A 25,936-nucleotide genomic window follows, 5' to 3' on the forward strand; every position below is an offset into this window, starting at 1 on the left:
GGGCACTCCGATGATCGCCTACGCGATCCAGCGTATCCTTATTGCCATGCTGATCGTCCTTCTGGCCGTGACGACCCTCTTTGTGATGATCCAGTTCGTGCCGGGTGATCCGGCCAATGTGATGCTGGGACCCCGCGCCACACCCGAGCTGAAAGAGGCCCTGCGCGAACGGCTGCACCTGAACGATCCGTTTATCGTGCAGGTCTATCACTTTTTCATCGGTGTCATGCGGGGCGATCTGGGCGTCGACCTCACATCGAACCGCCCTGTCCTGAACATCCTGATCGAACAGGTGCCCTATACCGCATCGCTGGTGCTGGCCGTCCTGCTGATTGCGCTTCTGGGTATCCCCATCGGCACCTATGCTGCGGTCCATCGCGACGGGCTATTCGATCAGGTCAGCGGTGTTGTGTCGGTGTCACTGATTGCCATTCCGCCCATCGTGATCGGGCTCTACCTCATTCTGATCTTTTCTGTGCAGTTGCAGTGGCTCCCGGCCATCGGCGCCGGTGAGGGCCCGTGGGAAATCATCCTCCACCTGATCTTGCCCACGCTGGCGATCGGCCTCACCTGGATCGGATATGTGTCGCGGCTTGTCCGCGCCTCGGTGATCGAGGTTCTGGGGCAAAACCACGTCAAGACAGCCCGTGCCTTTGGCATCCCAAACCGCAGGGTCATGCGGGCCTATGTGTTGCGTGTCGCACTTCCGGCCACGGTAACCGTCCTGGGGGTCAGCATCGGCTTCATCCTGTCCAGCGCAGTGATCGTCGAGATCCTTTTCGCCCGGCCCGGCATCGGCAAGTTGATGTATGACGCGGTCATCAGCCGGAACTATCCGGTGGTTATGGGCACCGTCCTGGCCAGCACCCTGTTCATTGTCACCGCGACAACCATCGCCGATCTTCTGAACGTGATGCTCGATCCGCGCTCTAGAGAGGCGGGCTGATGGCGCAGGGGATAAGCACACTCAGCCGCGGGGCACGCGCGGGTAGTTTGCTGCGTGCCCTGTGCAAGACGCCGCTTGGTGCGATCAGCGTGGTGATTGTGCTGACATTCTTCGCCGTTGGCATAACGGCCGATGTCATCGCGCCCTATGATCCGGTGAAACTTGATATCCGCGCCAAGCTGCAAGGCCCGTCGGCCGAGCATTGGCTGGGTACGGACCAGCTTGGCCGCGACGTGCTCTCCCGCTTGCTGGTGGGGACCAAGGTGGCATGTTTCCTGGCCGTTACCTCCGTGTCGATTGCCCTTGTTGTCGGCATTGTCCTTGGCATGCTCGCCGCCTTCACAAATCGCTGGATCGACTGGTCCATGCTGCTGATCTTCGACACGGTACGATCCTTTCCCACAATCATGTTCGCCTTGACGGTGGTGGCGCTCTTCGGGCCCAGCGTGAACTCGATCATTGCGATTGTGGTGATCTCGACTTTTCCATCCTACGCTCGGCTGGTGCGGACACAGGTCATGTCCCTGCGCAATGCCGAATTCATCGAAGCACAGCGTGCGATGGGGGCCAGCACGGCACGCATCCTGCTGCGCCATATGCTGCCCAACGTGATCGGCCCGGTCCTGATCGTGGCCAGCATGGATATCCCGCTGGTGATCGGCGTCGAGGCCGGACTGAGCTTTCTGGGGCTGGGCGTGCGCCCGCCAACACCCAGCTGGGGCACGATCCTGAATGACGGTTTTTCCTTCATCCGCAACACGCCCTGGATCGTCATAGCAGGCGGCCTGCCGCTGATCTTCACCACGGTGGCCTTCACCACACTCGGGGAACGATTGCGCGATATTCTTGACCCGAAGCTGCGCAAATAGGTTCGCCATGAGCACCCAGCCCCTCCTTGTCGATATCCGCAACCTGACCATCCGTTTCGGCGCGGTCGAGGCTGTCCGCTCGGTCACCATGCAGGTCGGTGCCGGGCGCATCATGGGGCTGGTCGGTGAAAGCGGATCGGGTAAGTCCACCCTGGCCAATGCCATCATCGGATTGCTGCCGCCCGCGGCAGAGATCACGCAGGGATCGATGACATTTGAGGGGCGGGACCTGCTGTCCTTTTCCAACCGCGATTGGCAAAGGTTTCGCGGTCAGGGCGTCTCCTATGTCTCGCAGGATCCGATGAGCGCGCTCAATCCGGCGCTGCGCATCGGTGAGCAGATGCTCGACATCCAGCACTGGAACGACGGGGGCCGGCCCGAGAAGATGCAGGTGGCACTGAATGCGCTGAAACAGGTGAAGATGCCACAGGCCAAGGCGCGGCTGGGCATGTATCCGCACGAACTGTCCGGTGGGCAGAAGCAACGGGTCTGTATCGCCATGGCGATCATGGCACGTCCGAAACTCTTGATCGCAGACGAGGCGACGACGGCGCTCGACGCCACGCTCGAAGTGGAGATCGTGAAACTGCTCAAGGAGCTGCAGCGCGATATCGGCTGCGCGATGCTCTTCGTGACGCACCATCTTACGGTGGTGGAGGAGCTATGTGAGGATGTGACGGTCATGTATCACGGCGATATCCGCGAGAGTGGCACCGTTCAGGATGTCTTCTCGACCCCATCGGAAGCATACACCCGAAACCTTCTGTCCTGCGATCCCTCGCGGATCGAGGAGAAGTGCCGCCGCCTGCCGATCATGTCAGATCTGGGCCTCAAATCCATCGCTGATCCGGAACGTGACGCGGCGCGCATCGACCAAACTGCCAAACCACTCTTGTCGATACGCAACCTTGATGTAACCTTCCGCAAACCACGCAGCATCACCGACCTCATCAGTGGCACACCCGAACGCCGGGTCGAAGCGGTCAAGAGCGCTTCGATTGACATTTCACCAGGCGAAACCGTGGCACTGATCGGGGAAAGCGGCTCGGGCAAGTCGACATTGGCGCGCGCGGTGTTCCGTCTGGTGCCCGCCGGGCGCGGCGAGATTGAGTTTGACGGCACGGATCTTCTCTCTATCAGCCAGCGAGAGATGCGACCGTTTCGCAATGAAATGGCCATGATGCTTCAGGACCCAATCGGCAGCCTCAGCCCGCGGATGCCGGTTGGCACATCCGTCATCGAGCCCCTGATCATTTCGGGCCAGTCCAAGGGCAAGGACCTTCGGAGTGAGGCGATCAAGCTGCTCGAACTTGTGGGTCTCGACGAGGGTTTTGTGAATCGCTATCCACATGAGATGTCAGGCGGTCAGGCGCGCCGCGTCGGTGTGGCCCGTGCCTTGGCACTGCGCCCAAAACTGGTGATCGCGGATGAACCGACCGCGGGGCTGGATGTCTCGATCCAAGGCGAGATTTTCAACCTGCTGGCCGAGCTGCGCGAAACCATGTCCCTATCCATCCTGATCATCACGCACAACCTGCACGTCGTGCGGCACCTCGCTGACCGAATGGTGATCATGTATCACGGTGAAATCGTGGAAACCGGTCCGACCGAAGACGTCGTGAGCGCGCCGCAGCACAGCTACACCAAGGTTCTTCTGGCCGCCAACTTGCACGCGAAATTCGGCACCGGTTAAAACGCTTCGACGCAACTTTGCAGAGCTCCAGAGCTGAAAGGCCTGGCCGTGACCATCATCAGCGCTTGTAAGAAAAGTCATACGTTCATGCAGCTTTTAACGAGAGCTTCGGTGAAATGTACTGCACTGCCAAATGAGTGACGCTGCGCATATGAGGCGTTTTTACGCGCGCCTTGGCCACACCCGCACAAGTACCCTTAGCCCACCTGGCAGGTCAAAATGCTCTCGCTGACAAAGACGGCGTCAAACCGCGCGTTCGACCATCATTTTCTTGATCTCGGCGATGGCTTTGGCGGGGTTCAGACCCTTGGGACAGGTCTTGGTGCAGTTCATGATCGTGTGGCAACGATAAAGCTTGAACGGGTCTTCCAGATCGTCAAGCCGCTCACCCGTCGCCTCGTCCCGGCTGTCGATGATCCAGCGATAGGCATGCAGGAGCGCTGCGGGCCCAAGGTATTTGTCGCCGTTCCACCAGTAGCTGGGGCAGGAGGTCGAGCAGGAGGCGCACATCACGCATTCATAGAGACCATCCAGCTTTTCGCGGTCGTCAATCGACTGTTTCCATTCTTTCGCCGGGCGGTTTGTCTTGGTCTCAAGCCACGGCATGATTGACGCGTGCTGGGCGTAGAAATGCGTCAGATCCGGGATCAGGTCCTTGACCACGGGCATATGCGGCAGCGGATAGATCTTCACGTCGCCCTTGATCTCATCCATCCCATAGATACAGGCCAGCGTATTGATCCCGTCGATATTCATCGCGCAGGACCCGCAGATGCCCTCGCGGCAGGACCGGCGGAAAGTCAGCGTCGGATCAATCTCGTTCTTGATCTTGATCAGCGCGTCCAGAACCATCGGGCCGCAGCTGTCCATATCCACGAAATAGGTGTCTACGCTGGGGTTTCTGCCGTCATCGGGGTTCCAGCGGTAGATCTGAAACTTGCGGACATTGGTCGCGCCCGTGGGTTTGGGCCAGGTCTTGCCCGTCGTCATGCGCGAGTTCTTGGGGAGTGTCAGTTGTACCATTGTGTCAACTCCTTCATATGCCCAGCAAAGTGATGCTGTTTTCTGCAATACAGTTCACGGCCTCGGGGCGCTGAGCAATCTCAACCACCTTGTTGACCGTTGATTCGGTTACGCCCGTGGCCGAGGCACTGGCGATACTTATGATTTCACCGGCGCTGGCCGCGTCGATGATGCAATCGGTGATGGGCGCAGCATTCACGCCCGGAAACCGGTTTGCGACGATGCCGTTGACCACCGATTTCGCCCGATCCCGCGCCACCACGTCCGCGGCCTCATTGACCGCAGTGCAGGCGGTCAGCAGAGTGGCGGAAAGGGCCAATGTCGCGATCACACGCATCCTCAGTTCCCCACGCAATAAGACGTGCCACCATACAGGACGGAGGCGTGTTTCGGACAAAGACCGCTCGACCGTGTTGCCGGGCGTGCTGGCGCTGCAGCCACCGTGCTTCGTCGCGTCGTCGCGACCGAGCCGCTTGTCGGTGCCCGGCCAAGTGCACGATCCGCGCAGGCATTGATCCGTTCGGCTTTCTTGGGTGTGACCCAGCCGCTGGACAGAATACGAAGGACCGTGCCACCGCCACTGCCCGGCTCAGCCTCGTAGATGCCGATGCGGGCCTTTCCACGCACACCCAGCCTGTCCTTGCAATTCAGGATCACGGCGCGCTGCCCTTCCGGCGACATGGTGGTGCGCGCGGTGCGGGGTGAGCTTCTGTTCACCGACCAGGAGCCATAGGCGGCTTCGGTCTTGCGCAGATATTCCGTCGCTTTGCCCAGAACCAGCACTTTACCCAGGCTTTCGGGCGTCGCCCCGATATAAACATCGTCAAAGAAGGTTTTCACCTGGCCCTTGGGAATGACGGGTTGCGGACCTGCGGTTCTCTCAACGCATTGATTGATTGCGATCGCGGTCGCCGAGGAGACCTTGGGCGAGGGAATGATCTCAATCTTGTTCGATTTGACTCCGCCGCCAGCCCTGTACCGCCGGGCCAGGTTAACGGGCGGTGACACCCCGTTACTGGCCGCGCAACTCCACACCGTTTGCAGCTGTTTGTTGTATCTGGCGCGATCTTCCGGACTTGGGCCACAACCGGACAGCCCGACGGCAACCGCGAGCAAACAAAGGGCAATACGCATCAAAATGTCCGTTCCTTCGGGGCAATTTTCTTGAGGCTGATCCCGCCTTCATCTTCGGTGGTCAAAGGGTCTTCGATGATCGGACGATAGCTGAGATCGACTTTCTTGCCGTCGATCCGCGCAATGGTATGGACACGCCATTTCTTGTCGTCGCGTTTCGAGAAATCCTCATGCGCATGTGCGCCACGGCTTTCCTGACGCGCCTCGGCACCAGAGATGGTAGCCAGCGCGTTGGGCATCAGGTTGGTCAGCTCCAGCGTCTCCATCAGGTCCGAATTCCACACGAGGCTGCGGTCGGTGACCTTGATGTCGTCAAGCTTGGCGGCGATGGCATCCATCTTTTTGACGCCCTCTGCCAACGTTTTCGAGGTCCGGAAAACCGCCGCGTCTTCCTGCATGGTCCGTTGCATTTCCAGCCGCAGATCGGCGGTCGCAGTGTCCCCATCGGCGTTGCGCAGCCCGTCAAAGCGTTCGAAGGCCTTGTCGACCTGCCCGCTATTGGTGGCGGGCACCGCCGTATCGGCATCGACAACCTTGCCCGCGCGAATGGCGGCGGCGCGGCCAAAGACCACAAGGTCGATCAACGAGTTTGATCCCAGGCGGTTAGCACCATGAACACTGGCACACCCGGCCTCGCCCACGGCCATCAGGCCGGGCACAACCGCATGCGGGTCTTTTTTCGTGGGGTTCAGCACCTCACCCCAATAGTTCGTGGGGATGCCGCCCATGTTGTAATGCACGGTGGGCAGAACCGGGATCGGTTCCTTGGTGACGTCCACGCCGGCAAAGATCTTGGCGCTCTCGGAAATACCGGGCAGGCGCAGGTTCAGCGCTTCGGGTGGCAGGTGCGACAGGTTCAGGTGGATATGGTCCCCCCCATCGCCCACGCCGCGCCCTTCGCGGATTTCCATCGTCATCGAACGGCTGACATAGTCGCGCGGCGCCAGGTCCTTGTACTGCGGCGCATAGCGTTCCATGAAACGCTCACCCTCGGAATTGGTCAGATAACCGCCTTCGCCGCGCGCCCCTTCGGTGATCAGACAACCCGAGCCATAGATGCCAGTGGGGTGGAACTGCACAAACTCCATATCCTGAAGCGGCAGGCCCGCGCGGGCCACCATGCCGCCACCGTCACCAGTGCAGGTATGGGCCGAGGTGGCGCTGAAATAGGCGCGTCCATAACCGCCCGTAGCCAGCACGACCATCTTGGCGTTGAACACATGCATGGTGCCATCGTCCAGCTTCCAGCACACGACACCGGTGCAGGCACCGTCATCCGACATGATCAGATCAATGGCAAAATATTCGATGTAGAATTCGGCATTGTTCTTGAGGCTTTGACCGTAAAGCGTGTGCAGAATGGCGTGGCCGGTACGGTCTGCGGCGGCACAGGTGCGCTGCACGGCAGGGCCTTCGCCAAACTCGGTCGTGTGGCCACCAAAGGGGCGCTGATAAATCTTGCCCTCTTCGGTGCGCGAAAACGGCACGCCGTAATGTTCCAGCTCATAGACCGCCTTGGGCGCCTCGCGCGCAAGATATTCCATCGCGTCGGTATCGCCCAGCCAGTCGCTGCCCTTGACCGTATCGTACATGTGCCACTGCCAGTGGTCGGGGCCCATATTGCTCAACGATGCGGCAATGCCCCCCTGCGCCGCGACCGTGTGCGAGCGGGTCGGGAACACCTTGGTCACGCAGGCGGTGCGCAATCCCTGTTCGGCCATGCCCAGCGTGGCGCGCAGACCCGCGCCCCCAGCACCGACGACCACGACGTCATAATCATGCGTCTCGTATTCGTAAGCAGCCATTCGTAGTTACTCCGGTCTTTAAAGGGCGATCTTGGCGATGGCGAAAAGGCCGGTCGCCATGGCGCCATAGGAAAGGCAGGCCAGCAGAATGATGCAGACCTTTTGCGTGGTGCCGTGCACGTAATCCTCAAGCAGGACCTGCGCGCCATCGCGGAAATGCTTGAAGCCGACGATGATCGTCAGTCCCGCGATGATCGCCGGGAACGGGCGCGAGAAGATGTCCAGCACCTCGGCATGGGATTTGCCAAGCGCGGGTCCAACCGTGAAGACGAATAGCGGCACCAGGATCAGCAGCGCCACGCTGGACAATTTCATCGCCCAGAAATGATGCACACCGGATTTGGCAGACCCCATACCCACGGCGCGTTTGCGGTCAGTCAGATAGCTCATGTTCGGGCCTCCTCAGACGACGATGACAGTGAAAATGGTCAGGCAGACCGACCCGATGATCACGGCCCAGCCCAGAGCTTCGGCCTTGTCGATCTCAAGCATCATGGCGTTGTCCCAGATCAGATGCCGGATACCCGCAAGCGAATGATACCAGAGCGCCCAGACCGACAGGAACATGATCAGGTCGCCAAACCAGCTTGTGATCACCGCATCGGCAACGGCGAAATATTCCGGCGATGTGGCAGCAGCCAGAAACCACCAGACGATCATCAGCGCCGCCAGCAACAGGGCGTTGCCGGTGATCCGGGTCAGGATCGAACTCATCGATGTCAATTGCGGCCGGTAGATTGTCAGGTGTGGCGAAAGCGGGCGGTTGCCCCTGTTCACGTCAGCCATATATCGCTCCCATTCTTGTCGCGGTATGGGGATATGCCACAGGCCGGGCACCCCTATTAGGGCGCCATACTAACGAGACTGACGCGCTTGCCCAGCCCTATTTCCCGGGCTTCAATGGCAAATTGTCGCGAAATATCAGTTTTGTGATCACGTCATTTGTGCTGTGATCACAAATATCGCCCATCAGGGTAAATCACCGAAAAAAGCCGAATCTACCGGCACAACCGCATCGAATGGCAGCGCCGCTTTGGGCGCACCACCCTCGGCAACGCGGCCTGTCACCAGATCAGGCCCCTGAAATGCTGCTGTGACAGCTCGTGATTTCGGTGCATTTTTACGGCGGGATGTCTTAGAACGCGCAGGCCGGTCTGGCCATTTTCACACTGAGCCAGGCGGCGCATGATTTAACCGTTGATCCGCTGGGGTGCCCCGGTCGCCATGTTGATGCCCAGATAGGGCAGTTTCGCCGCTTTCCACGCGCCAAAGCCGCCCCCCATATGGGCCACCTGCGTGATCCCGGCCTCAATGCAGGCCCGCGCCACCTTTTCCGACCGCACACCGCCCGCGCAATGGAATACCATCCGCTTGTCCGACTGCCCCGGCAACTTCTCGGCCCGAAAGAATGACATCGGCGACAACAGCGCGCCCTCGATATGCTCCAACCCGTATTCCTGTACCGTGCGCACGTCGATCAGCACGATCTCGTCCGCCGCCCAGGCGCGTGCCACCTCGTCCACATTCCAGGTTTCCAGCACCGCGTCGCCTATCTTTTCACTCTGCATTACAGCCTCTTTCGGGATTGGGTTTCGTCCCCGAAATCTTATCTCGCATCGGCTTTGACCACCACCGTTATCCGGTTCCCGAATCGCGATATTTTGTGCTAAGTCTTGTGGCATGGCCCAATCCGCCCCCCATATAAGCGAAAACCAGCCCGTTATTCGCCAACTCGACGATGCCGCGATCAACCGCATTGCCGCCGGTGAAGTCGTTGAACGCCCGGCCTCTGCGGTCAAGGAACTGGTGGAAAACGCGCTGGATGCGGGGGCGACCCGGATCGACATCGCCTATGCCGATGGCGGCAAGACCCTGATCCGCGTCACCGATAACGGCTGCGGCATCGCTCCCGGTGACCTGCCGCTGGCGCTGGCGCGCCACGCCACCTCGAAAATCGACGGGTCCGACCTGCTGAACATCCACACTTTCGGCTTCCGGGGCGAGGCGCTGCCATCGCTTGGCGCCGTGGGTCGGTTGACCCTCACCTCGCGCGCCACCGGGCACGAGGCGGCGGAAATCACAGTCACCGGCGGGCAGGTGAACCCGGTCAGACCCGCCGCGCTGAACGCGGGCACCATCGTCACCCTGCGCGATCTTTTCTATGCCACCCCGGCGCGGCTCAAGTTCATGCGCACCGACCGGGCCGAGGCGCAGGCGATCACCGACACGGTCAAGCGCCTTGCCATGGCCGAACCCTTCGTGGGCTTCACTCTGCGCGACACGTCCGGTGGCGGCGAAGGCCGCGTCAGCTTCCGCGCCGATCCGGAAACCGGTGATCTATTTGATGCGCTGCACGGCCGTCTGGCGCGCATTCTGGGGGCGGATTTCGCCGAAAACGCGCTCAGGATCGACGCCACCCGCGACGGGTTGCAGATGACCGGCTACGCCGCCCTGCCGACCTATTCGCGCGGCTCAAGCGTGGCGCAATACCTATTCGTCAATGGCCGCCCGGTGCGCGACAAGATGCTCTATGGCGCGCTCCGCGCTGCCTATCACGACTTCCTCAGCCGTGATCGCCACCCGGCGGCGGCGCTTTTTATCGACTGCGATCCGACGCTGGTGGATGTCAACGTGCACCCGGCGAAATCCGAGGTCCGGTTCCGCGATCCCGGCCTCGCCCGGGGCCTGATCGTCTCGGGCCTGCGGCATGCTCTGGCCGAGGCCGGGCACCGCGCGTCGACTACCGTGGCGGGGGCCACGCTGGGGGCCTTCCGCCCTGAGCCCACCGGTCCGCGCATCTATCAGATGGATCGCGCGTCCCCCGTTGCCCGTGCCGCCGCGTATCAGGCGCAGGCCCCCGGCTTTGACGAAATGCGCAGCGATTACAGCGCCCGGGTCGAGCCGGTGATCGAAGAACCGGAAACCGCGTCGCAGGATCTGCCGCTTGGTGCCGCCCGCGCCCAGGTGCACGAAAACTACATCATCGCCCAGACCGCCGATGGCATGGTCATCGTCGATCAGCACGCCGCCCATGAACGGCTGGTCTATGAGCGGCTGAAAACCCAGATGGCCGAAAACGGCGTCGCCGGTCAGGCGCTGCTGATCCCCGAGATTGTCGAGATGTCCGACGGCGATAGCGCCCGTTTGATGGAACTTTCAGACGAACTTGCCACCCTGGGTCTGGTGATTGAACCATTCGGGCCGGGCACGATTGCCGTGCGCGAAACCCCCGCCATCCTGGGGCAATGCGATGCCCGTGCCATGGTACTCGATATCCTTGACGAACTGGCCGAACAGGGCGACAGCCTCAGTGTTCGCGCCCGGATCGAGGCCATTCTCAGCCGCGTCGCTTGTCATGGCTCCATCCGCTCCGGTCGCCGTATGCAGGCGGACGAGATGAACGCGCTTTTGCGCGAGATGGAGGCAACCCCGCATTCCGGCCAGTGCAACCACGGGCGGCCCACCTACGTTGAACTCAAACTGGCCGATATCGAACGGCTGTTCGGACGCACATGATCCAGATCGGCAGTCACGCGTTTGACCTCAATGACCCGGCGACCCTTGCGGCGCTGATCGGGGCCGGGATATTGCTGATCATCCTTGTCCTTCTGGTCATGACCGTGCGCGCCGCTGGCCGCTCGGCCCGGTCGGTCGATCAGGTCAGCCATCAGGTCGGACAGCTCAACCGCGATGTACAGACCCTGGGGCAGAACCAGCACCAGCTTTCCGGCAACCTGCAAACCGTCAGCGAAACCCAGACCAACGCCCAGTTGCAGGTTATCCAGACGGTCGAATCCCGGCTTGCCGACGTGCAGTTGCAGATGAACGAAAAGCTGGCAGAAAACGCCCGCCGCTCTGCGCTTGCCCTCTCCGAGATGCAGGAACGGATGAAAGAATCCCTGCACGGCTCGTCGGAAAAGACAACCGAATCCCTGACTCAGTTGCAAGAACGGTTGGCCACGATCGACAAGGCCCAGACCAATATCGAAAAGCTCAGCGGTGACGTGCTGACTCTGCAGGACATCCTCAGCAACAAGCAGACCCGTGGGGCCTTTGGCGAAATCCAGCTAACCGATATCGTGTCCAAGGCGCTGCCTTCGGACAGTTACACGATGCAACACACGCTTTCGAACGGGAAGCGCGCCGATTGCCTCATTCACCTGCCCAATCCGCCGGGCCCCATCTGCATAGACAGCAAGTTCCCGCTGGAGGCCTACGAGGCGCTGCGCAACGCGTCCAGCGACTGGGAGGCGAACGAGGCCGCCAAGTTTCTGCGCAGCTCCGTCAAAAAACACATCAAGGATATTTCCGAGAAATACATCCTCGATGGTGAAACCGCCGATGGCGCGCTGATGTTTCTGCCGTCCGAGGCGGTCTATGCCGAGTTGCACGCCAATTTTCCCGAACTGGTGCGTGACGGTTTTGCCGCCCGGGTTTGGATCGTGTCGCCCACCACCTGCATGGCGACGCTGAACACCATGCGTGCGATCCTGAAAGATGCCCGGATGCGCGAACAGGCGGGCGCCATCCGCAAGGCGCTGAAGCAGCTTCACCGCGATGTCGAAATCATCGGCGAAAAGGCCGGCAAGCTGGAAACCCATCTGCGTCAGGCCGGGGATGATGTCTCGGGCGTGATCACCGCCGCCACCCGCGCCGGGAAACGCGCCGACCGGCTCGACAATTTCGATTTCGAGGAACTGGCCCCCGACGCCGACCCGACCATCGTGCAACTGGCCAAGGATCGCTGAACGGTCGCCGCGGGCACGATTGTGTACACAATCCGCGTACACAGTTTACACTATTGCAACTCTGACCTCTGGTTTTCCCGCTGCGAACCGCGATAAGCTTGCTCCATTCGTATGACCTCAGAAACAGGCCGCTCATATGTCAGATCACGTTACCATCCGCCCGATTGAACCCGCCGACAAGGCGCAATGGCACGCGCTTTGGACAGCCTATCTGGAATTCTATGAAAGCAGCGTTTCCGACGCGGTCTATGAGGCCACGTTCGAACGACTCTGTTCGCATAAGCGCCAGAATCAAAAGGCTTTTGTTGCTGTCCAAGGTGGCGATCTGGTGGGGCTGGTGCATTACATCTACCACCCCCATAATTGGCGGCTCGAAGATGTCTGCTATCTTCAGGATCTCTATGCCGACCCGGCCGTGCGCGGCACCGGGGTGGGCCGCAAACTGATCGAGGCGGTCTATGCGGCCGCCGATACCGATGGCTGTCCGTCGGTCTACTGGCTGACGCAGGATTTCAATAAAGAGGCCCGAAAACTCTATGACCGGATCGCCACGCTGACCCCGTTCATTAAATACGCGCGGTCGTGAAACCCTGCGTTTTCAATGGGTTGCGTCAATCCCTGTGCTGGCGGTTATAGCCGTTGACCGGGGGGCTTTGCCAACCGTCCAGTGCGCCTGGGGCGGGGGCGAAAACCTCGACCAGCAGCGGGAAACAGGCCGCCTCGTCGCTGGAATGCTCAGACGAACAATCCCCGCCCGGGCAGGCCGACAGCGCGCCCAGAAGGTCAATTTCTGCAAAGAATTCAAGGTGATCGCCGGGGCGGACGGGGCTGGCTTTCATGAAGTATTGCCCGGTGTCGCGGGTAAAACCGGTGCACATGAAGACGTTGAGAACGTCGTGCACATGCGGTTCGGCCTCAGCGTATGACATGCCGGTATCTTCGGCTAAGGCCCTGATAAGATTGGAATGACAGCAATGGTGATAGTGTGATCCGCTCAGCAGATTGCCGGTGTAGGGATCGCATCTGGTGCCGATCACATCATGGACCGAACCGCCGAATTCGTCGATCCCATACCAGCCCAGCGTGTCAGTGGTAATCGTCGCCATTGGGCGCAGGGTCGGGAAAGAGGACCACATCCGCTCACCCACGCTCAGGTGCGTGCCGTGCAGCGCGCGCGATTTGCCGGAATAGAAACGCTCGGACAAGTCATTGGAATTCCAGAGATTTAGATCGCCCACCTGCGGCCCGTCGACCGAGCTGATGCGAAAGAACTGCCCGGCGGGCACTCGGAAACAGGCGGCTTCGCGGGCCGGAACCAAAACCTCATCCGTCTTCTCCGCCGTCTGTCGCGCCGCCTGATAGTGCGCCAGATCGGGGGCTGGCAGGGTGTCGTTAGGATAGCAAATCACCGGCTTCACTGCGCGGCGGATTTCGGCGTCGGAGGGGATGGTCATGGCTGTGTCCTTGGGTCAATCGGGGTCACTCTAGACCCGAAATTTCCAAAGGCAACGGCATGTCTGGCGCCTGGTGATGTGAATCGGGGTTAATACACTGGAATCACGGCATTTTCGAAATCGGTATAACGTCGGTATTTTGTCGGTATTACGTCGGTGCGAAATACCGAAATGCGGCGCGCACGCCGGGATTAACAGAGCGCGCGGTTGTCGGCGATACGCGGTGGGGTGAAACACCACCCTACCACATGCCCGGCCAGAGTTATTCGGCGGCGACGGCCTTGGGATCGGCCAGCGTAACGATGTCCATCATGATCGTGTTCAGCTCAAAATCCTTGGGCGTGTAGACCCGCGCGACGCCCATTTCCAAGAGTCGCCGGGCGTCATCGTCGGGGATGATGCCCCCCACGATCACCGGCACATCGCCCAGACCCGCAGCTCGCATCCGCTCCATCAGCTCTTCGACCAAGGGCAGGTGCGAGCCGGAGAGGATCGAGAGACCAACCACATGGGCCTTGTCCTCAAGCGCGGCATTCACGATCTCCTCGGGCGTCAGGCGGATGCCTTCATAGCCGATATCCATGCCGCAATCACGGGCACGGAAGGCGATCTGTTCGGCCCCGTTGGAGTGTCCGTCAAGCCCGGGCTTGCCGACGAGGAACTTGAGGCGGCGGCCCAAACGGTCGCTGACCGTGTTCACCGCATCGCGGATTTCGTCCAACCCTTCGGTCTTGTTCGACGGGCTGGCGGAGACACCCGTGGGTCCGCGATATTCGCCGTGAATCTGGCGCATCTGCGCCGCCCATTCGCCGGTGGTAACCCCGACCTTGGCGGCCTTGATCGAGGCGGGCATGACGTTTTCGCCCTTGGCGGCGGCCTCCCGCAACTCGGCAAGCGCCGCTTTTACCGCCTCGGCGTCGCGGTCACTGCGCCACTCGTTCAGACGCGCGATCTGTTCAGCCTCGACCGCCGGGTCGACCACCATGATGCCACCATCGCCGGTCATCAGCGGGCTGGCCTCGCCTTCGGTCCATTTGTTGACGCCGACGACAACGGTTTCATTCTTTTCGATCCGGTTCAGACGTTCAGCGTTCGAATCCACCAGCCGCGATTTCATGTACTCGATGGAGCCGATGGCACCGCCCATGCTGCCCAGATTGGCCAGTTCGTGCCGCGCGCCATCTTTCAGCGCTTCGACCTTGGCATCGACCGCCGGGTTACCTTCGAAAAGGTCATCGAATTCCAGAAGGTCGGTTTCATAGGCCAGGATCTGCTGCATCCGCATCGACCATTGCTGATCCCAGGGGCGCGGCAGGCCAAGCGCTTCGTTCCACGCCGGAAGCTGTACCGCGCGGGCGCGGGCCTTTTTCGAAAGCGTGACTGCCAGCATTTCGATCAGGATGCGGTAGACGTTGTTTTCGGGCTGCTGTTCGGTCAGCCCTAGCGAATTGACCTGCACGCCGTAACGGAAACGGCGGAATTTCGGATCCTCGACACCGTAGCGATCCTGCAGGATTTCATCCCAGAGATCGACGAAGGCGCGCATCTTGCACATCTCGGTGACGAAACGGATGCCAGCATTGACGAAGAAGGAAATCCGACCGGCAAGGGCGGGGAAATCGGCGGCCGGGACACGCGGTTTCAGCTCGTCCAGCACGGCGATGGCGGTGGCGAGCGCGAAGGCCAGTTCCTGTTCGGGTGTGGCACCAGCCTCTTGCAGGTGATAGGAACACACGTTCATCGGGTTCCATTTCGGCACGTGGGTATAGCAATATTCAGCCACGTCGCCGATCATCTTGAGGCTGGGTTTCGGCGGGCAGATATACGTGCCGCGCGAAAGGTATTCCTTGATCAGATCATTCTGCACCGTGCCCTGCAATTTACCGACATCGGCGCCTTGTTCCTCGGCCACGGCGATATAGAGCGCCAGCAGCCAGGGTGCGGTGGCGTTGATCGTCATCGACGTGTTCATCTGTTCCAGCGGGATCTGGTCGAAAAGCGCGCGCATGTCGCCAAAATGCGAGACCGGCACGCCGACCTTGCCGACCTCACCGCGTGCGAGCACGTGGTCGCTGTCATAGCCGGTCTGGGTGGGCAGATCGAAGGCGACGGAGAGGCCGGTCTGGCCCTTGGCGAGGTTCGAGCGGTAGAGCGCGTTTGACGCCTTGGCGGTGGAGTGACCGGCATAGGTCCGGATCAGCCAGGGGCGGTCGGTTTTGCGGTCTTTCTGCATCTGCGACATAGTGGGACCTCGTGAATCAGCTTGCGCAATTTTGTTACGTTAGGCGATTGATACTTGGAAGATTATACCGATGTCAATTCGCTGCGTTGCAGCAACCGACACGGGTGTTGACCAATTCATCTTGACCGATGAGCCTGCAAACTCTAGGGCAAGACCGCAGCGCAACCGCCCTGCATGTCCGTTTTGATGAGGGCTGACGATGATCGGACAACAAGAAATCATGTATGATATAGATACAATTTACATCGCCGTCGGCCTGATGGTTCTCATGCTGATAGCGATGATTATCGGCTATCTGGTCGGCGACAAGCGCAAGCGGAATGCCTCGGAAGAATTCAGATCGCAGACCACCGCGGTTCAGGGGTCGTTGCTGGGTCTGTTGGCACTGCTGTTGGGTTTCACCTTTTCGCTGGCCCTGGCGCGGCATGATGCGCGGTCGGCGTCGATCGTCGAAGAGGCCAATGCCATCGGCACCGCGTGGCTGCGCATTGATTACCTGCCCGAAGCCATGCAGGAAGAGGTTCGGGTCGATCTGCGGCGGTATCTGCGGTTGCGGGCCGAAGCGGGCGAGGTGACGGCCGACCAGAAACAGCGCCGGGCGCGGCTGGTGGCCAATGCTGAAGGCGCGTTTGAGGAACTGTGGGAAGCCGCCGCACAGGCGACGCAGAACCCCGGCGGCCCGGCGGCGGTCGCGTTCGCGGCCTCATTGAACGATATGATTGATGCCCTGAGCAGTCGGAATGCCACGATCGAACGCCACGTCCCCGAGGTTGTGCTGATGATGATGTTCCTGACATTCATCCTGTCGGGTGCGATGCTGGGCTATTCCTCGGGTATTGCGGGCAGCAAACCCGCCACACCGGTCTATCTGATGCTGTTGTTGATCGTGTTGCTGGTGTTCATGATCGTTGATCTGGACCGGCCACGGCGAGGGTTGATCGAGGTGGATCAATCACCCATGAGCGCGCTACTGGCAGCAATCAAGGCCGAGAAATAACCCTCGTTCGGCTTATGGCCGATCAAGCGCGCATTGCATCGCCGTCGCCTGGCGGAAGCCGAAGATATGCCGCAAGGGGCCGGTATGGGTGGTGTCGATGGCGACGAACCCTTCGCGTTCATAGAGTGCACGGGCGCGCGGGTTGCTGTCGATCACGTCCAGCCTGACGGCAGAAAGACCGGATTGCCGCGCGTGGGACTTGATCGCACTCAGCAGCGCGGTGCCCACACCTTTGCCCCGCGCGGCCGCGCCGACACAGATGCCGTCCATCAACAGGATGCCGGGCTGAATCTCGCGCTCCAGCGTTGACAAAATCAGCCCGCGCCAGGTGCCGCCAATCCAGCCATAGGCGCGGGTCATGTCGCGGAGGGATCCGCCGGTCAGGCTGCCCTCGCTAGTCTTGAACCCGGCGATGCCCAACAATGTGCCGTCGCGGTCCACAGCCGACAATGCGTAATCCGGGTTCATGGTGGCCTCGAAAAACCCACAGGCGCGGGTGTCCGGCCCCATGATCTTGCCAAGCTTGCCTTTGAAAGCGTCCCAATACAGCGCCGCTGCGGTGGCGCGATGGGAGGGCGCGAAACCGTTGTGTATCGAAAAATCCGCCAAGGTATCCTCGTTCATTATTACCGAACAGATATTTACCCTGCGCGCCAATACTGCAAGAGTCCCCGCATGACACGTGCTGTTGAAATGCCGCTTTGGGCGCTGGTTCTGCTGCTGCTGTTCGCGGCGGTGACCTTTGCCTCGCATTTCCTGTTTCCATCGGTGCGCTGGTTTTTCCGCCGCCGGATGGAGCGGGCGGTGTCGCGGCTGAACCAGCGGCTGGAGCGCCCGATCGAGCCGTTCAAGTTGGCGCGGCGCTATGACATGATCCAGCGGCTGATCTATGACCCCGAGGTGACGCAGGCGGTGGCGGATCATGCCAAGGCCGAGGGAATCCCCGAAAACGTGGCGTTTGAGCAGGCCAAGAGATATGCGCGCGAAATCGTGCCCGGATTTTCCGCGATGGCCTATTTCGGCGTGGCGATCAAGCTGGCCAAATGGTTGAGCAGTTCGCTCTACCGGGTGCGGCTGGGGCATTTCGACGAAGCAACCCTTAGCAAGATCGACAAGAACGCGACGGTGGTTTTCGTGATGAACCACCGCAGTAACATGGATTACGTGCTGGTGACCTGGCTGGCGGCAGAGCGGTCGGCGCTGAGCTATGCGGTGGGCGAATGGGCGCGGGTCTGGCCGCTGAGCAAGCTGATCAAGGCGATGGGCGCCTATTTCATCCGGCGCAAATCGCGCAATGATCTCTATCGCCGGGTGCTGGCGCGCTATGTCGGGTTGGCAACCGACGGCGGCGTTACGCAGGCGATGTTCCCCGAGGGCGGGCTGAGCCTGGATGGCAAGCTGGCCCCGCCCAAACTGGGATTGCTGAAATATATCGTCGAAGGGCGCAATGATACCTCGCGGGATGTGGTGTTTGTGCCCGTCGCAGTGAATTATGACCGGGTGTTCGAAGATCGGATCCTGGTGGCAGCCGGGCAAAAGGGCGAACGACGGTTCAGGGCGCGGATCAGCGTCGTCACACGGTTTATCTTTCGCCAGATCCGGCTGCGGATCACCGGTAAATATCATCGCCACGGCTATGCCGCTGCCAGCTTTGGCGCGCCGGTGTCACTGAACACGTTTCAGCAGGAACACCCGCGCGGCGATGTCAAGGATCTGGCCCGACTGCTGATGCAGCGGATCGGCGAGGAAGTACCGGTGCTGCCGGTGCCACTGGTGGCGCGCGCGATGATGCTTTCGGATGATCCGATGACGCGCAGCGAGCTGGAGGCAGAAGTCCATAAGATGACGGTGCAACTGCCGCAGGCGCATGTCCATATGCCCCGCGAAGACGACGCCTATGCCGTCGAGGTCGGCCTGCGCAACCTGATCAAGCGCGGGCTGGTCGCAGAACGCGAGGAAAAGCTGTCTCTGGTCAACAATGAACGGCCTATCGTGGCCTATTATGCAGCCTCGATTGAGCATCTATTTCGCACTCGCAGCGAGTAACGGTGTATTTTTCTGCAACTGCTCGGTTATAAAATTACAAAAACCACCCCAACGGCATTGCATTGTTGCGTGACCACCGCTAGTTATTGGCCGGAAATCGCGATTCTGCATCGCGGCGAAACGCTCTGATATGGAGGCCCAAATGGCTTTGGATACGGAAACCGGCATCGCACCCTACGATGCACCCGAAAAGGACCTTTATGAAGTCGGTGAAATGCCCCCGGTCGGCTATGTTCCCAAGCACATGTATGCCTGGGCCATCCGCCGCGAGCGTCAGGGCGAACCCGATCAGGCCATGCAGCTGGAAGTGGTTGATGTGCCCCAACCCGACAGCCACGAGGTGCTTGTCCTGGTGATGGCCGCTGGCGTTAATTACAACGGCATCTGGGCGGGCCTCGGCATTCCGATCAGCATGTTCGATGTCCACAAGGCCGACTACCACATTGCCGGGTCCGACGCATCAGGCATCGTCTGGGCCGTAGGCGACAAGGTCAAGAGCTGGAAAGTGGGCGACGAGGTCGTGATCCACTGCAACCAGGACGACGGCGACGACGAGCATTGCAATGGCGGCGACCCGATGTATTCGCCCAGCCAGCGGATCTGGGGCTATGAGACCCCCGATGGTTCCTTTGCCCAGTTCACCTGCGTGCAGGCGCAGCAATTGCTGAAGCGCCCCAAGCACCTGACCTGGGAAGAAAGCGCGTGCTATACGCTGACGCTGGCCACCGCGTACCGGATGCTATTTGGTCATCACCCGCACGAGCTGAAGCCCGGTCAAAACGTTCTGGTCTGGGGGGCGTCCGGCGGTCTGGGCTCTTACGCGATCCAGCTGATCAACGCGGCGGGTGGCAACGCCATCGGTGTCATCAGCGAGGAAGACAAGCGTCAGTTCGTGATGGATCTGGGCGCCAAGGGTGTCATCAACCGCAAGGACTTCAACTGCTGGGGACAACTGCCCACGGTGAACACCCCGGAATATGCCGAGTGGTTCAAGGAAACCCGCAAGTTCGGCAAGGCGATCTGGGACATCACCGGCAAGGGCAACAATGTCGACATCGTTTTCGAACATCCAGGCGAAGCGACTTTCCCGGTATCCTCTTTCGTCTGCAAGAAGGGCGGCATGGTGGTGATCTGCGCGGGAACGACGGGGTATAACTGTACCTTCGACGTGCGCTACATCTGGATGCATCAGAAGCGCCTTCAGGGCTCGCACTTCGCCCACCTGAAACAGGCGGCGGCGGCGAACCAGCTGATGGTGGAACGCCGGCTTGATCCCTGCATGTCCGAAGTGTTCCCGTGGGATGAAATCCCGGCGGCGCATGTGAAGATGCGCAAGAACGAGCACAAGCCCGGCAACATGGCGGTGCTGGTACAGTCCCCCAAGACCGGCCTGCGCACCGTCGAAGACGTGGTCGAAGCCGGAAACAAGTAAACACCGTTTTGTCCGCGTCTAACCGGGCGCGGCATGAGTGAAATTCGGGAACGCCTGCGCAAGCGGGCGTTTCTTTTTTTGCGTCTTAGGCCACCGCGATGCCGATTTCACTTCAGCATCTTGCCTCTGCCCGATCCTGTGCTACTGAATTCGCAATTCGGGAATGAAAGACCCTTGCATGACGGCACCAGACGCAAGCGCGCGAAGCTATGATTACATCATCGTCGGTGCCGGATCAGCCGGGGCAGTGCTGGCCAATCGGCTGAGTGCGGATGCGCGCAATTCGGTGTTGCTGGTCGAAGCGGGGGGCAGTGACCTGTCGCCGTGGATCAGGATGCCCATCGGCTATGGCAAGGCCTATTACGACGGGCGTATCAACTGGAAATTCAAGACGATGCCCGTGCCGGGGCTGGGCGGACGGATCAGTTACTGGCCGCGCGGGAAGGTCATTGGCGGCTCGTCCTCGATCAATGCGATGGTCTATGTGCGGGGTCACCCACAGGATTATGACGACTGGGCGGCGGATGCGCCCGGCTGGGGCTGGGACGCGGTTGCGCCGGTCTTTCGCCGGATGGAGGACTGGTCGCGCGGGGCCGATACGCATCGCGGCGCGGGCGGGCCGTTGGCGGTGCAGGATATCGCTGAGGTGGTGCATCCGCTTTGCCGCAATTATCTTGAGGCCGCAGCCGAGGCCGGTATCCCCTTCAACGCAGATTATAATGGTGCCAGCATGGAGGGTGCGGGCATCTATCAGATCACCACGCGCAAGGGGCTGCGCGCCTCAACCGCCGCGTGCTATCTGCGCCCGGCGCTGAAACGGCCAAACCTGACCGTCGCGCTGCATGCCCATGTCACCCGTCTGACAGTCGAAGACCGCCGCGTGACCGGGCTCAGCTATCACCAGAAGGGGCGCGAACATACGGCGCTGGCGGGGTGCGAGGTGATCCTGGCCGCAGGGGCGATCAGCAGCCCGATGATCCTGCAACGGTCGGGCATCGGGGCGGGCGAAATGCTGCGCGACAAGGGCATCGACGTGGTGCTGGATGCGCCCCATGTCGGACAGCACTTGCAGGATCACCTGGGGCTCGACAATCTTTACCGCGCCCGGGTGCCGACGCTCAATCAGGTGTTGCGCCCGTGGTTGGGGCGGCTGCGCGTGGGTGTGGAGTATGTGCTGAAACGCTCCGGGCCGCTCAGTCTTTCGGTCAATCAGGGCGGCGGATTCGTGCGCCTGCGCCCTGGCGACGGGCACCCCGATCAGCAGCTTTATTTCTCGCCGCTCAGCTATACGCGCGCGCCTGTGGGCAAACGCCCGCTGATGACGCCCGATCCGTTTCCGGGCTTCCTGCTGGGGTTCAACCAGTGCCGCCCGTCCAGTCGCGGGCATCTGCAGATCGCGTCTGCCGATCCTTTTGCCGCGCCCGAGATCCATCCGAATTACCTCTCTACCGAAGAGGACCGGCAGGCGATGATCGACGGGATGAAACTGGTACGGCGCATCGCGGCGGCCCCGGCCCTGGCATCGGTGATCGAGGCCGAGATGCTGCCCGGCCCGGATGTCACGGACGATGCGGGCATCACCGACTATGCCCGCGACAATGCCTGGACGGTGTTTCACCCCTGCGGCACCTGCCGGATGGGCAGCAATGCAGCGCGCTCGGTGGTTGATCCGCGCCTACGGGTGCACGGGCTGGCGGGGCTACGGGTTGCCGATGCGTCGATCTTTCCGGTCATCACCTCGGGCAATACCAACGCGCCCGCGATCATGGTGGGCGAGAAGGCCAGCGATATGATACTTGAAGACAATATGTGAGGGAGCTGCCAGATGACACCGATCCGTATCGAAACCTTTACCAATGAATTCGTAGGCTTCGTCCGTGTCACCGATCAAGAGGGTCAACAGGGCTGGGGTCAGGTATCGACCTATCATTCGGACCTCACCTGTCAGGTTCTGCACCGGCAAGTGGCGCCCTGGGTGCTGGGGCAGGACACGACCGATCTGGACGATCTGCTGGATCTGGTGGCCGAGCGCGAACATAAGTTCCCCGGCTCCTACCTGCGCCGTGCGATGGCGGGTTTCGATACTGCCCTGTGGGATCTGCGCGGCAAGCTGGCAGGCAAGCCGGTTGCAGCATTGCTGGGTGGCAGCGCCGGCACCATTCGCGCCTATGCCAGCTCGATGAAGCGCGACATTACCCCGACGGACGAGGCCGCGCGGATGACCCGGCTGGCGGATGAAAAGGGTTTCACCGCCTTCAAGGTCCGCGCCGGGGCCGAGGTAGGGCGCGGTCAGGATGAATGGCCGGGCCGCACCGAAGAGATCATCCCGACCATGCGCCAGGCCCTGCCCAACGCCGACCTGCTGATCGACGCCAATTCCTGCTACGCGCCCGCGCGCGCCATCGAGGTAGGGCATATGTTGCAGGATCACGGCTTTGGCCATTACGAGGAACCCTGCCCCTATTGGGAGCTGGAGCAGACCAAGGAAGTCACCGACGCGCTGGAGATCGACGTGACCGGCGGTGAGCAGGATTGCGACCTGCCCACCTGGCGGCGGATGATCGACATGCGCGCCGTCGATATCGTGCAGCCCGATATCCTTTATCTGGGCGGTATCGCTCGGACCCTGCGCGTTTGCAAAATGGCACAGGACGCGGGTCTGCCGGTCACCCCCCATTGCGCCAACCTGTCGCTGGTCACGCTTTTCACCATGCATCTGCTGCGGGCCATTCCGAATGCCGGGAAATACCTGGAGTTTTCCATCGAAGGCGCGGATTACTACCCGTGGCAGGAGGGTCTGTTTGTCGAAGACCCCTATGGCATCGAAGACGGCCACGCCCGGGTCACGGACCAGCCGGGTTGGGGCGTCGAGATCAACCCCGAGTGGCTGGCCCGGTCGCAATATCAATGCTCGGAACTGGCGTGAAGCAGTACCCAAGGCGCGATCGATTCCATTTTCATACGCTATAGGTGGCCCGCGTGAGGAGAGCCCTGCCGCTTGATTGCGCCAGTCGTTTCTTGTTCTGGACGGGCCTACGGCCTCGATCGACATTTCGGTGCGGGCACGGATCATCTGCCTGCCGGAATCGTTCCGTGACGATATTGTGCTGATCTATCTCTGTATCAGCCATGACCTGAGCCTGTGGCGCTAGTGCTGGGACGACATTCTGGCGATGTATCCAGTACGTGTGAACGACGCATGCAAATGGCGGACACATTTTTGATCATTGGTGCCTTCCAGCGGGGAAATTTAAATCCACCTTTCAATGGAAAAAAGCGCCGCCTTTGGTTCTAGAGATCAAAGTCGAGCCAGAGTGTTTCTGTAGCACAAGGGCGTGACTGGCAGGCGAGGACGTATCCGCGTTCGAGGTTGCGTTTAGACAGGGCCTTGGTCGTCGCCATCTGTACTTTGCCGGATTTGAGCGCGCTCATACAGGTGCCGCAATGCCCTTCGGTGCAGGATACCGGTGCGTCTATGCCCGCGTCCAATGCTGCCTGAAGCAGGGTCTGGCCCGCCTTGTAGGGCACCATGTGATCAACGCCATCCAGAGTGAGGCGAAAGTCATTTATCGGCGCCTCTTGTGGGCCGGTGTCTTGCGTGGCGTCAGGGGTCTTTGCCACATCGTCGTCGGGCGACACAAAACGCTCGGTCATGATGTAGGCGCGATCACCGAGGGCGTCGGTCAGCGTGTTCTCGGCCATGTCCATCAGAGGCGCAGGACCGCAAATATAAGTGTCCGCATCATGCCAACCCCTGGCCAGCGAGATCACATCCTCTTGTGTCAGGAAGCCGTCGCGATCATCCAGACGATGCACGCAATCAAGCCGCCCGGAAAACTTCTTTTGCAGCAATTCCAGCTCATTGTGATAGATGATCGAACTGGCATCACGATTGGCATAAATCAGGCGAACCTGACGCCCGGTTTCAAGAAGCGCTTTCTTGAGAAGTGAAATGCAGGGGGTGATGCCGCTGCCGCCTGCAATCAATAGCAATGGCGCGTCCCTGTCGCGCAGCACGAAACGGCCAGACGGAACGGTTGCCTCGATCCGCGCGCCTGCACTGAGATGATCGTTGAACCAGTTGGACCCACGCCCGTCTTTGACCCGTTTGACACAAATCCGCATGTCGGGATCAGCACCGGGTGCGCTGGAGAGAGAATAGCTGCGGGTGATATTGCGGCCCTGAAACGGAATGCGAAAGCTCAGGAATTGCCCGGGCGTGTAGCGAAACAGCGGTGCCTCGCCGCGTTCCGGGACCAGAACAAAGCTTTTGGCGTCGCTGGTTTCTTCCCGGATCGCCTTGACCGTCAGCCGGTAATGGGCCGGGCCAGTCGCGACGCTTTGATCATTGCTCATGAGAGGTAGATCGGATCACCCTTCTTGACGCGCCCCTCTTGCAGGACTGCTGCAAATACGCCCGCGTCACCACCATGATTGCGGCTGACATGCTGCAGGAGTTTCGGTGACTCCTCGGATGTATCAGGGTCCAGCGTGATCATCTTGCACCGCGGATCGCGTTCGATCACCGCAACCTCGAGCTTGTCCCCGATCTTGATCGTCTTGCCGACAAGCGAGAACTCGAAATAGGGATCTTCCTGATTTTCCCACTCGACATAGAAATTCGCCCGGAACCGGCGTTTGTCTACCTCCATCCCGGTTTCCTCGCCCAGTTGCTTGGCGGCAGATGTCGAAAAGATAGATAGAGGGCGGCAATCGTGCTGGCCCTTTTGTGTTGCGTGAACGCGGAGTTTGCGTCCGGCTGCCTTTTCCATATCGTCGAGAAACGCCTGGCTTTCGATGTCATGGGTCGCCCCTTCGGGCGTTGTGACATCGACTTTGAAAGCATCCGCATCGGGGTAGACCGGGTAGATGCCAGGCGCTAGCCCTTCGAACGCATCCAGATCCTTGGGCAAGAGCAGATCATCGCCATCACGGTATTGCGCTTTGTATAGCACAAACTCTTCCTGATCGCGCCCGGTATGCCAGGGAAAGGCCGGATCACCATCCTCGGCAATCACACCAAAAACCCGATCGCCCATCAATCCTGCGAACCCCGCGTACGCATGCGGCAATTCTTCGCCGCGCATGCCTTTCACAGGGTAGCGCCAAATGCTCTCAACTGTCCCAAGCTTCATAAATAGTCTCCCAATGTTTTCTAGAAATCCGATACTCATAAAGTGAAATCGGTGCTCAAAGGAGCGCCGTGAACAAATGTTTATTCGGCAACCAGCTTAATTCGCCAGTCGGCCACTTTCAGCAACATTTGCAAGTATAGGTAGAATGCAGATGACTGCCAACTGATGCACATGAATGCTAGGCGAATAACTGCTGCGACATGCGAAAGAGACATCCGGCGACTGTCGCGGCGAAGTGGGGCTGCTCTCCTTCCGGACATACATACCGTTTGCGAAAATACGCTGTCCAAGACAATTACGAATGCCAGGATTGCACATCTTTCATCTGTCGCAGGGCATTTACTGGTCTCGTCTTTTCCTGTGAAGTCAAAATCAAGGTTCGTAAAATCTCAACCAACTGGTTGGTTGCCAT

General features: G+C 60.4%; 24 protein-coding genes. 12 read left to right on the forward strand and 12 right to left on the reverse strand.

The features are described from left to right. Positions 1-10 precede the first annotated feature (10 nt). The 3 genes from Q1B27_RS07075 to Q1B27_RS07085 are packed head-to-tail and all read left to right on the forward strand — an operon-like array spanning position 11 to position 3,508. A complete protein-coding gene (locus Q1B27_RS07075; RefSeq protein WP_299845714.1) occupies positions 11-946 on the forward strand; it encodes an ABC transporter permease in 936 nt (311 codons plus the stop codon). Beyond that, positions 946-1,815 carry an ABC transporter permease gene (locus Q1B27_RS07080; protein WP_299845716.1) on the forward strand — a complete coding sequence of 290 codons (870 nt, stop codon included), beginning with the start codon at positions 946-948 and terminating at the stop codon, positions 1,813-1,815. The genes Q1B27_RS07075 and Q1B27_RS07080 overlap by 1 nt, the downstream gene beginning before the upstream one ends. A gap of 7 nt (positions 1,816-1,822) precedes the next feature. After that, positions 1,823-3,508: an ABC transporter ATP-binding protein gene (locus Q1B27_RS07085; RefSeq protein WP_299845718.1), complete on the forward strand. Its 1,686-nt coding sequence runs from the start codon at positions 1,823-1,825 to the stop codon at positions 3,506-3,508. A 243-nt stretch (positions 3,509-3,751) separates the two neighbouring features. Here the strand turns inward: Q1B27_RS07085 and Q1B27_RS07090 are convergent, their stop codons facing one another. The 7 genes from Q1B27_RS07090 to Q1B27_RS07120 form a co-directional block, all read right to left on the reverse strand. Next, entirely contained in the window at positions 3,752-4,531 is a 780-nt protein-coding gene (locus Q1B27_RS07090) for a succinate dehydrogenase iron-sulfur subunit (protein ID WP_299845721.1), read from the reverse strand. Positions 4,532-4,544: 13 nt separating this feature from the next. After that, complete coding sequence (locus tag Q1B27_RS07095) at positions 4,545-4,868, reverse strand: succinate dehydrogenase (RefSeq protein ID WP_299845724.1); 324 nt, start codon at positions 4,866-4,868, stop codon at positions 4,545-4,547. A gap of 2 nt (positions 4,869-4,870) precedes the next feature. After that, on the reverse strand, positions 4,871-5,665 hold the full coding sequence (locus tag Q1B27_RS07100; RefSeq protein ID WP_299845726.1) for a hypothetical protein: 795 nt from the start codon (positions 5,663-5,665) through the stop codon (positions 4,871-4,873). Next, positions 5,665-7,470 (reverse strand): succinate dehydrogenase flavoprotein subunit, encoded by a 1,806-nt coding sequence (gene sdhA / locus Q1B27_RS07105; RefSeq protein ID WP_299845729.1) that lies wholly within the window; start codon positions 7,468-7,470, stop codon positions 5,665-5,667. The genes Q1B27_RS07100 and sdhA overlap by 1 nt, the downstream gene beginning before the upstream one ends. 18 nt (positions 7,471-7,488) lie before the next feature. Beyond that, positions 7,489-7,860, reverse strand: a complete 372-nt coding sequence (sdhD, locus tag Q1B27_RS07110; protein WP_299845732.1) for a succinate dehydrogenase, hydrophobic membrane anchor protein — start codon at positions 7,858-7,860, stop codon at positions 7,489-7,491. A gap of 12 nt (positions 7,861-7,872) precedes the next feature. Beyond that, a complete protein-coding gene (sdhC, locus tag Q1B27_RS07115; RefSeq protein WP_299845735.1) occupies positions 7,873-8,256 on the reverse strand; it encodes a succinate dehydrogenase, cytochrome b556 subunit in 384 nt (127 codons plus the stop codon). 404 nt (positions 8,257-8,660) lie between these two features. Next, positions 8,661-9,038: a rhodanese-like domain-containing protein gene (locus Q1B27_RS07120; RefSeq protein ID WP_299845738.1), complete on the reverse strand. Its 378-nt coding sequence runs from the start codon at positions 9,036-9,038 to the stop codon at positions 8,661-8,663. Positions 9,039-9,150: 112 nt separating this feature from the next. Here Q1B27_RS07120 and mutL point away from each other — a divergent pair, with 112 nt between their 5' ends. From mutL to Q1B27_RS07135, 3 genes are all read left to right on the forward strand, one after another. Continuing rightward, positions 9,151-10,986: a DNA mismatch repair endonuclease MutL gene (mutL, locus tag Q1B27_RS07125; protein WP_299845741.1), complete on the forward strand. Its 1,836-nt coding sequence runs from the start codon at positions 9,151-9,153 to the stop codon at positions 10,984-10,986. After that, positions 10,983-12,218, forward strand: a complete 1,236-nt coding sequence (locus Q1B27_RS07130) for a DNA recombination protein RmuC (RefSeq protein ID WP_299845744.1) — start codon at positions 10,983-10,985, stop codon at positions 12,216-12,218. Before mutL ends, Q1B27_RS07130 begins: the two co-directional genes overlap by 4 nt. Positions 12,219-12,354: 136 nt before the next feature. Then, complete coding sequence (locus Q1B27_RS07135; protein WP_299845745.1) at positions 12,355-12,804, forward strand: GNAT family N-acetyltransferase; 450 nt, start codon at positions 12,355-12,357, stop codon at positions 12,802-12,804. A gap of 25 nt (positions 12,805-12,829) precedes the next feature. Here Q1B27_RS07135 and Q1B27_RS07140 read toward each other — a convergent pair whose 3' ends face one another. Together Q1B27_RS07140 and Q1B27_RS07145 are read right to left on the reverse strand one after the other, a co-directional pair. Then, complete coding sequence (locus tag Q1B27_RS07140; RefSeq protein ID WP_299845747.1) at positions 12,830-13,672, reverse strand: DUF1989 domain-containing protein; 843 nt, start codon at positions 13,670-13,672, stop codon at positions 12,830-12,832. Between the two features lie 262 nt (positions 13,673-13,934). Continuing rightward, the gene (locus Q1B27_RS07145; RefSeq protein ID WP_299845749.1) at positions 13,935-15,914 is read right to left on the reverse strand and encodes a protein meaA; all 1,980 of its coding nucleotides are present in this window, start codon (positions 15,912-15,914) and stop codon (positions 13,935-13,937) included. A gap of 199 nt (positions 15,915-16,113) precedes the next feature. On the opposite strand from Q1B27_RS07145, the gene Q1B27_RS07150 reads away from it, so the two are divergent. Continuing rightward, positions 16,114-16,911, forward strand: a complete 798-nt coding sequence (locus Q1B27_RS07150; protein ID WP_299845751.1) for a hypothetical protein — start codon at positions 16,114-16,116, stop codon at positions 16,909-16,911. Positions 16,912-16,923: 12 nt separating this feature from the next. On the opposite strand, the gene Q1B27_RS07155 is transcribed toward Q1B27_RS07150, so the two are convergent. Next, positions 16,924-17,535: an N-acetyltransferase gene (locus Q1B27_RS07155; protein ID WP_299845753.1), complete on the reverse strand. Its 612-nt coding sequence runs from the start codon at positions 17,533-17,535 to the stop codon at positions 16,924-16,926. Between the two features lie 51 nt (positions 17,536-17,586). Between Q1B27_RS07155 and Q1B27_RS07160 the strand changes: the two genes are divergently transcribed. The 5 genes from Q1B27_RS07160 to Q1B27_RS07180 all read left to right on the forward strand — a co-directional run bounded on the left by Q1B27_RS07160 (position 17,587) and on the right by Q1B27_RS07180 (position 23,541). After that, complete coding sequence (locus Q1B27_RS07160) at positions 17,587-18,957, forward strand: 1-acyl-sn-glycerol-3-phosphate acyltransferase (RefSeq protein WP_299845756.1); 1,371 nt, start codon at positions 17,587-17,589, stop codon at positions 18,955-18,957. A 142-nt stretch (positions 18,958-19,099) separates the two neighbouring features. Further along, positions 19,100-20,389 carry a crotonyl-CoA carboxylase/reductase gene (ccrA, locus tag Q1B27_RS07165; protein ID WP_299845759.1) on the forward strand — a complete coding sequence of 430 codons (1,290 nt, stop codon included), beginning with the start codon at positions 19,100-19,102 and terminating at the stop codon, positions 20,387-20,389. Positions 20,390-20,567: 178 nt separating this feature from the next. Then, positions 20,568-22,202 (forward strand): GMC family oxidoreductase, encoded by a 1,635-nt coding sequence (locus Q1B27_RS07170; protein WP_299845762.1) that lies wholly within the window; start codon positions 20,568-20,570, stop codon positions 22,200-22,202. 12 nt (positions 22,203-22,214) lie between these two features. After that, on the forward strand, positions 22,215-23,315 hold the full coding sequence (locus tag Q1B27_RS07175; RefSeq protein ID WP_299845765.1) for a mandelate racemase/muconate lactonizing enzyme family protein: 1,101 nt from the start codon (positions 22,215-22,217) through the stop codon (positions 23,313-23,315). 76 nt (positions 23,316-23,391) lie between these two features. Next, positions 23,392-23,541, forward strand: a complete 150-nt coding sequence (locus Q1B27_RS07180; protein WP_299845768.1) for a hypothetical protein — start codon at positions 23,392-23,394, stop codon at positions 23,539-23,541. 139 nt (positions 23,542-23,680) lie between these two features. On the opposite strand, the gene Q1B27_RS07185 is transcribed toward Q1B27_RS07180, so the two are convergent. Further along, entirely contained in the window at positions 23,681-24,745 is a 1,065-nt protein-coding gene (locus Q1B27_RS07185; protein WP_299845771.1) for a ferredoxin--NADP reductase, read from the reverse strand. Next, complete coding sequence (locus tag Q1B27_RS07190; RefSeq protein ID WP_299845774.1) at positions 24,742-25,524, reverse strand: MOSC N-terminal beta barrel domain-containing protein; 783 nt, start codon at positions 25,522-25,524, stop codon at positions 24,742-24,744. The genes Q1B27_RS07185 and Q1B27_RS07190 overlap by 4 nt, the downstream gene beginning before the upstream one ends. Positions 25,525-25,936: the final 412 nt, after the last annotated feature.

This window comes from uncultured Roseovarius sp., assembly GCF_947489715.1.
GTDB lineage: Bacteria > Pseudomonadota > Alphaproteobacteria > Rhodobacterales > Rhodobacteraceae > Roseovarius.

Coding starts and splice junctions, on each gene's coding strand:
- mutL (WP_299845741.1), top strand. CDS start 9,151: ATGGCCCAATCCGCCCCCCATATAAGCGAAAACCAGCCCGTTATTCGC.
- Q1B27_RS07100 (WP_299845726.1), bottom strand. CDS start 5,665: ATGCGTATTGCCCTTTGTTTGCTCGCGGTTGCCGTCGGGCTGTCCGGT.
- Q1B27_RS07140 (WP_299845747.1), bottom strand. CDS start 13,672: ATGACCATCCCCTCCGACGCCGAAATCCGCCGCGCAGTGAAGCCGGTG.
- Q1B27_RS07075 (WP_299845714.1), top strand. CDS start 11: ATGATCGCCTACGCGATCCAGCGTATCCTTATTGCCATGCTGATCGTC.
- Q1B27_RS07145 (WP_299845749.1), bottom strand. CDS start 15,914: ATGTCGCAGATGCAGAAAGACCGCAAAACCGACCGCCCCTGGCTGATC.
- Q1B27_RS07120 (WP_299845738.1), bottom strand. CDS start 9,038: ATGCAGAGTGAAAAGATAGGCGACGCGGTGCTGGAAACCTGGAATGTG.
- Q1B27_RS07170 (WP_299845762.1), top strand. CDS start 20,568: ATGACGGCACCAGACGCAAGCGCGCGAAGCTATGATTACATCATCGTC.
- Q1B27_RS07185 (WP_299845771.1), bottom strand. CDS start 24,745: ATGAGCAATGATCAAAGCGTCGCGACTGGCCCGGCCCATTACCGGCTG.
- Q1B27_RS07155 (WP_299845753.1), bottom strand. CDS start 17,535: ATGAACGAGGATACCTTGGCGGATTTTTCGATACACAACGGTTTCGCG.
- Q1B27_RS07085 (WP_299845718.1), top strand. CDS start 1,823: ATGAGCACCCAGCCCCTCCTTGTCGATATCCGCAACCTGACCATCCGT.
- Q1B27_RS07150 (WP_299845751.1), top strand. CDS start 16,114: ATGATCGGACAACAAGAAATCATGTATGATATAGATACAATTTACATC.
- Q1B27_RS07130 (WP_299845744.1), top strand. CDS start 10,983: ATGATCCAGATCGGCAGTCACGCGTTTGACCTCAATGACCCGGCGACC.
- Q1B27_RS07160 (WP_299845756.1), top strand. CDS start 17,587: ATGACACGTGCTGTTGAAATGCCGCTTTGGGCGCTGGTTCTGCTGCTG.
- Q1B27_RS07135 (WP_299845745.1), top strand. CDS start 12,355: ATGTCAGATCACGTTACCATCCGCCCGATTGAACCCGCCGACAAGGCG.
- Q1B27_RS07090 (WP_299845721.1), bottom strand. CDS start 4,531: ATGGTACAACTGACACTCCCCAAGAACTCGCGCATGACGACGGGCAAG.
- Q1B27_RS07175 (WP_299845765.1), top strand. CDS start 22,215: ATGACACCGATCCGTATCGAAACCTTTACCAATGAATTCGTAGGCTTC.
- sdhA (WP_299845729.1), bottom strand. CDS start 7,470: ATGGCTGCTTACGAATACGAGACGCATGATTATGACGTCGTGGTCGTC.
- sdhD (WP_299845732.1), bottom strand. CDS start 7,860: ATGAGCTATCTGACTGACCGCAAACGCGCCGTGGGTATGGGGTCTGCC.
- Q1B27_RS07095 (WP_299845724.1), bottom strand. CDS start 4,868: ATGCGTGTGATCGCGACATTGGCCCTTTCCGCCACTCTGCTGACCGCC.
- Q1B27_RS07080 (WP_299845716.1), top strand. CDS start 946: ATGGCGCAGGGGATAAGCACACTCAGCCGCGGGGCACGCGCGGGTAGT.
- sdhC (WP_299845735.1), bottom strand. CDS start 8,256: ATGGCTGACGTGAACAGGGGCAACCGCCCGCTTTCGCCACACCTGACA.
- Q1B27_RS07190 (WP_299845774.1), bottom strand. CDS start 25,524: ATGAAGCTTGGGACAGTTGAGAGCATTTGGCGCTACCCTGTGAAAGGC.
- ccrA (WP_299845759.1), top strand. CDS start 19,100: ATGGCTTTGGATACGGAAACCGGCATCGCACCCTACGATGCACCCGAA.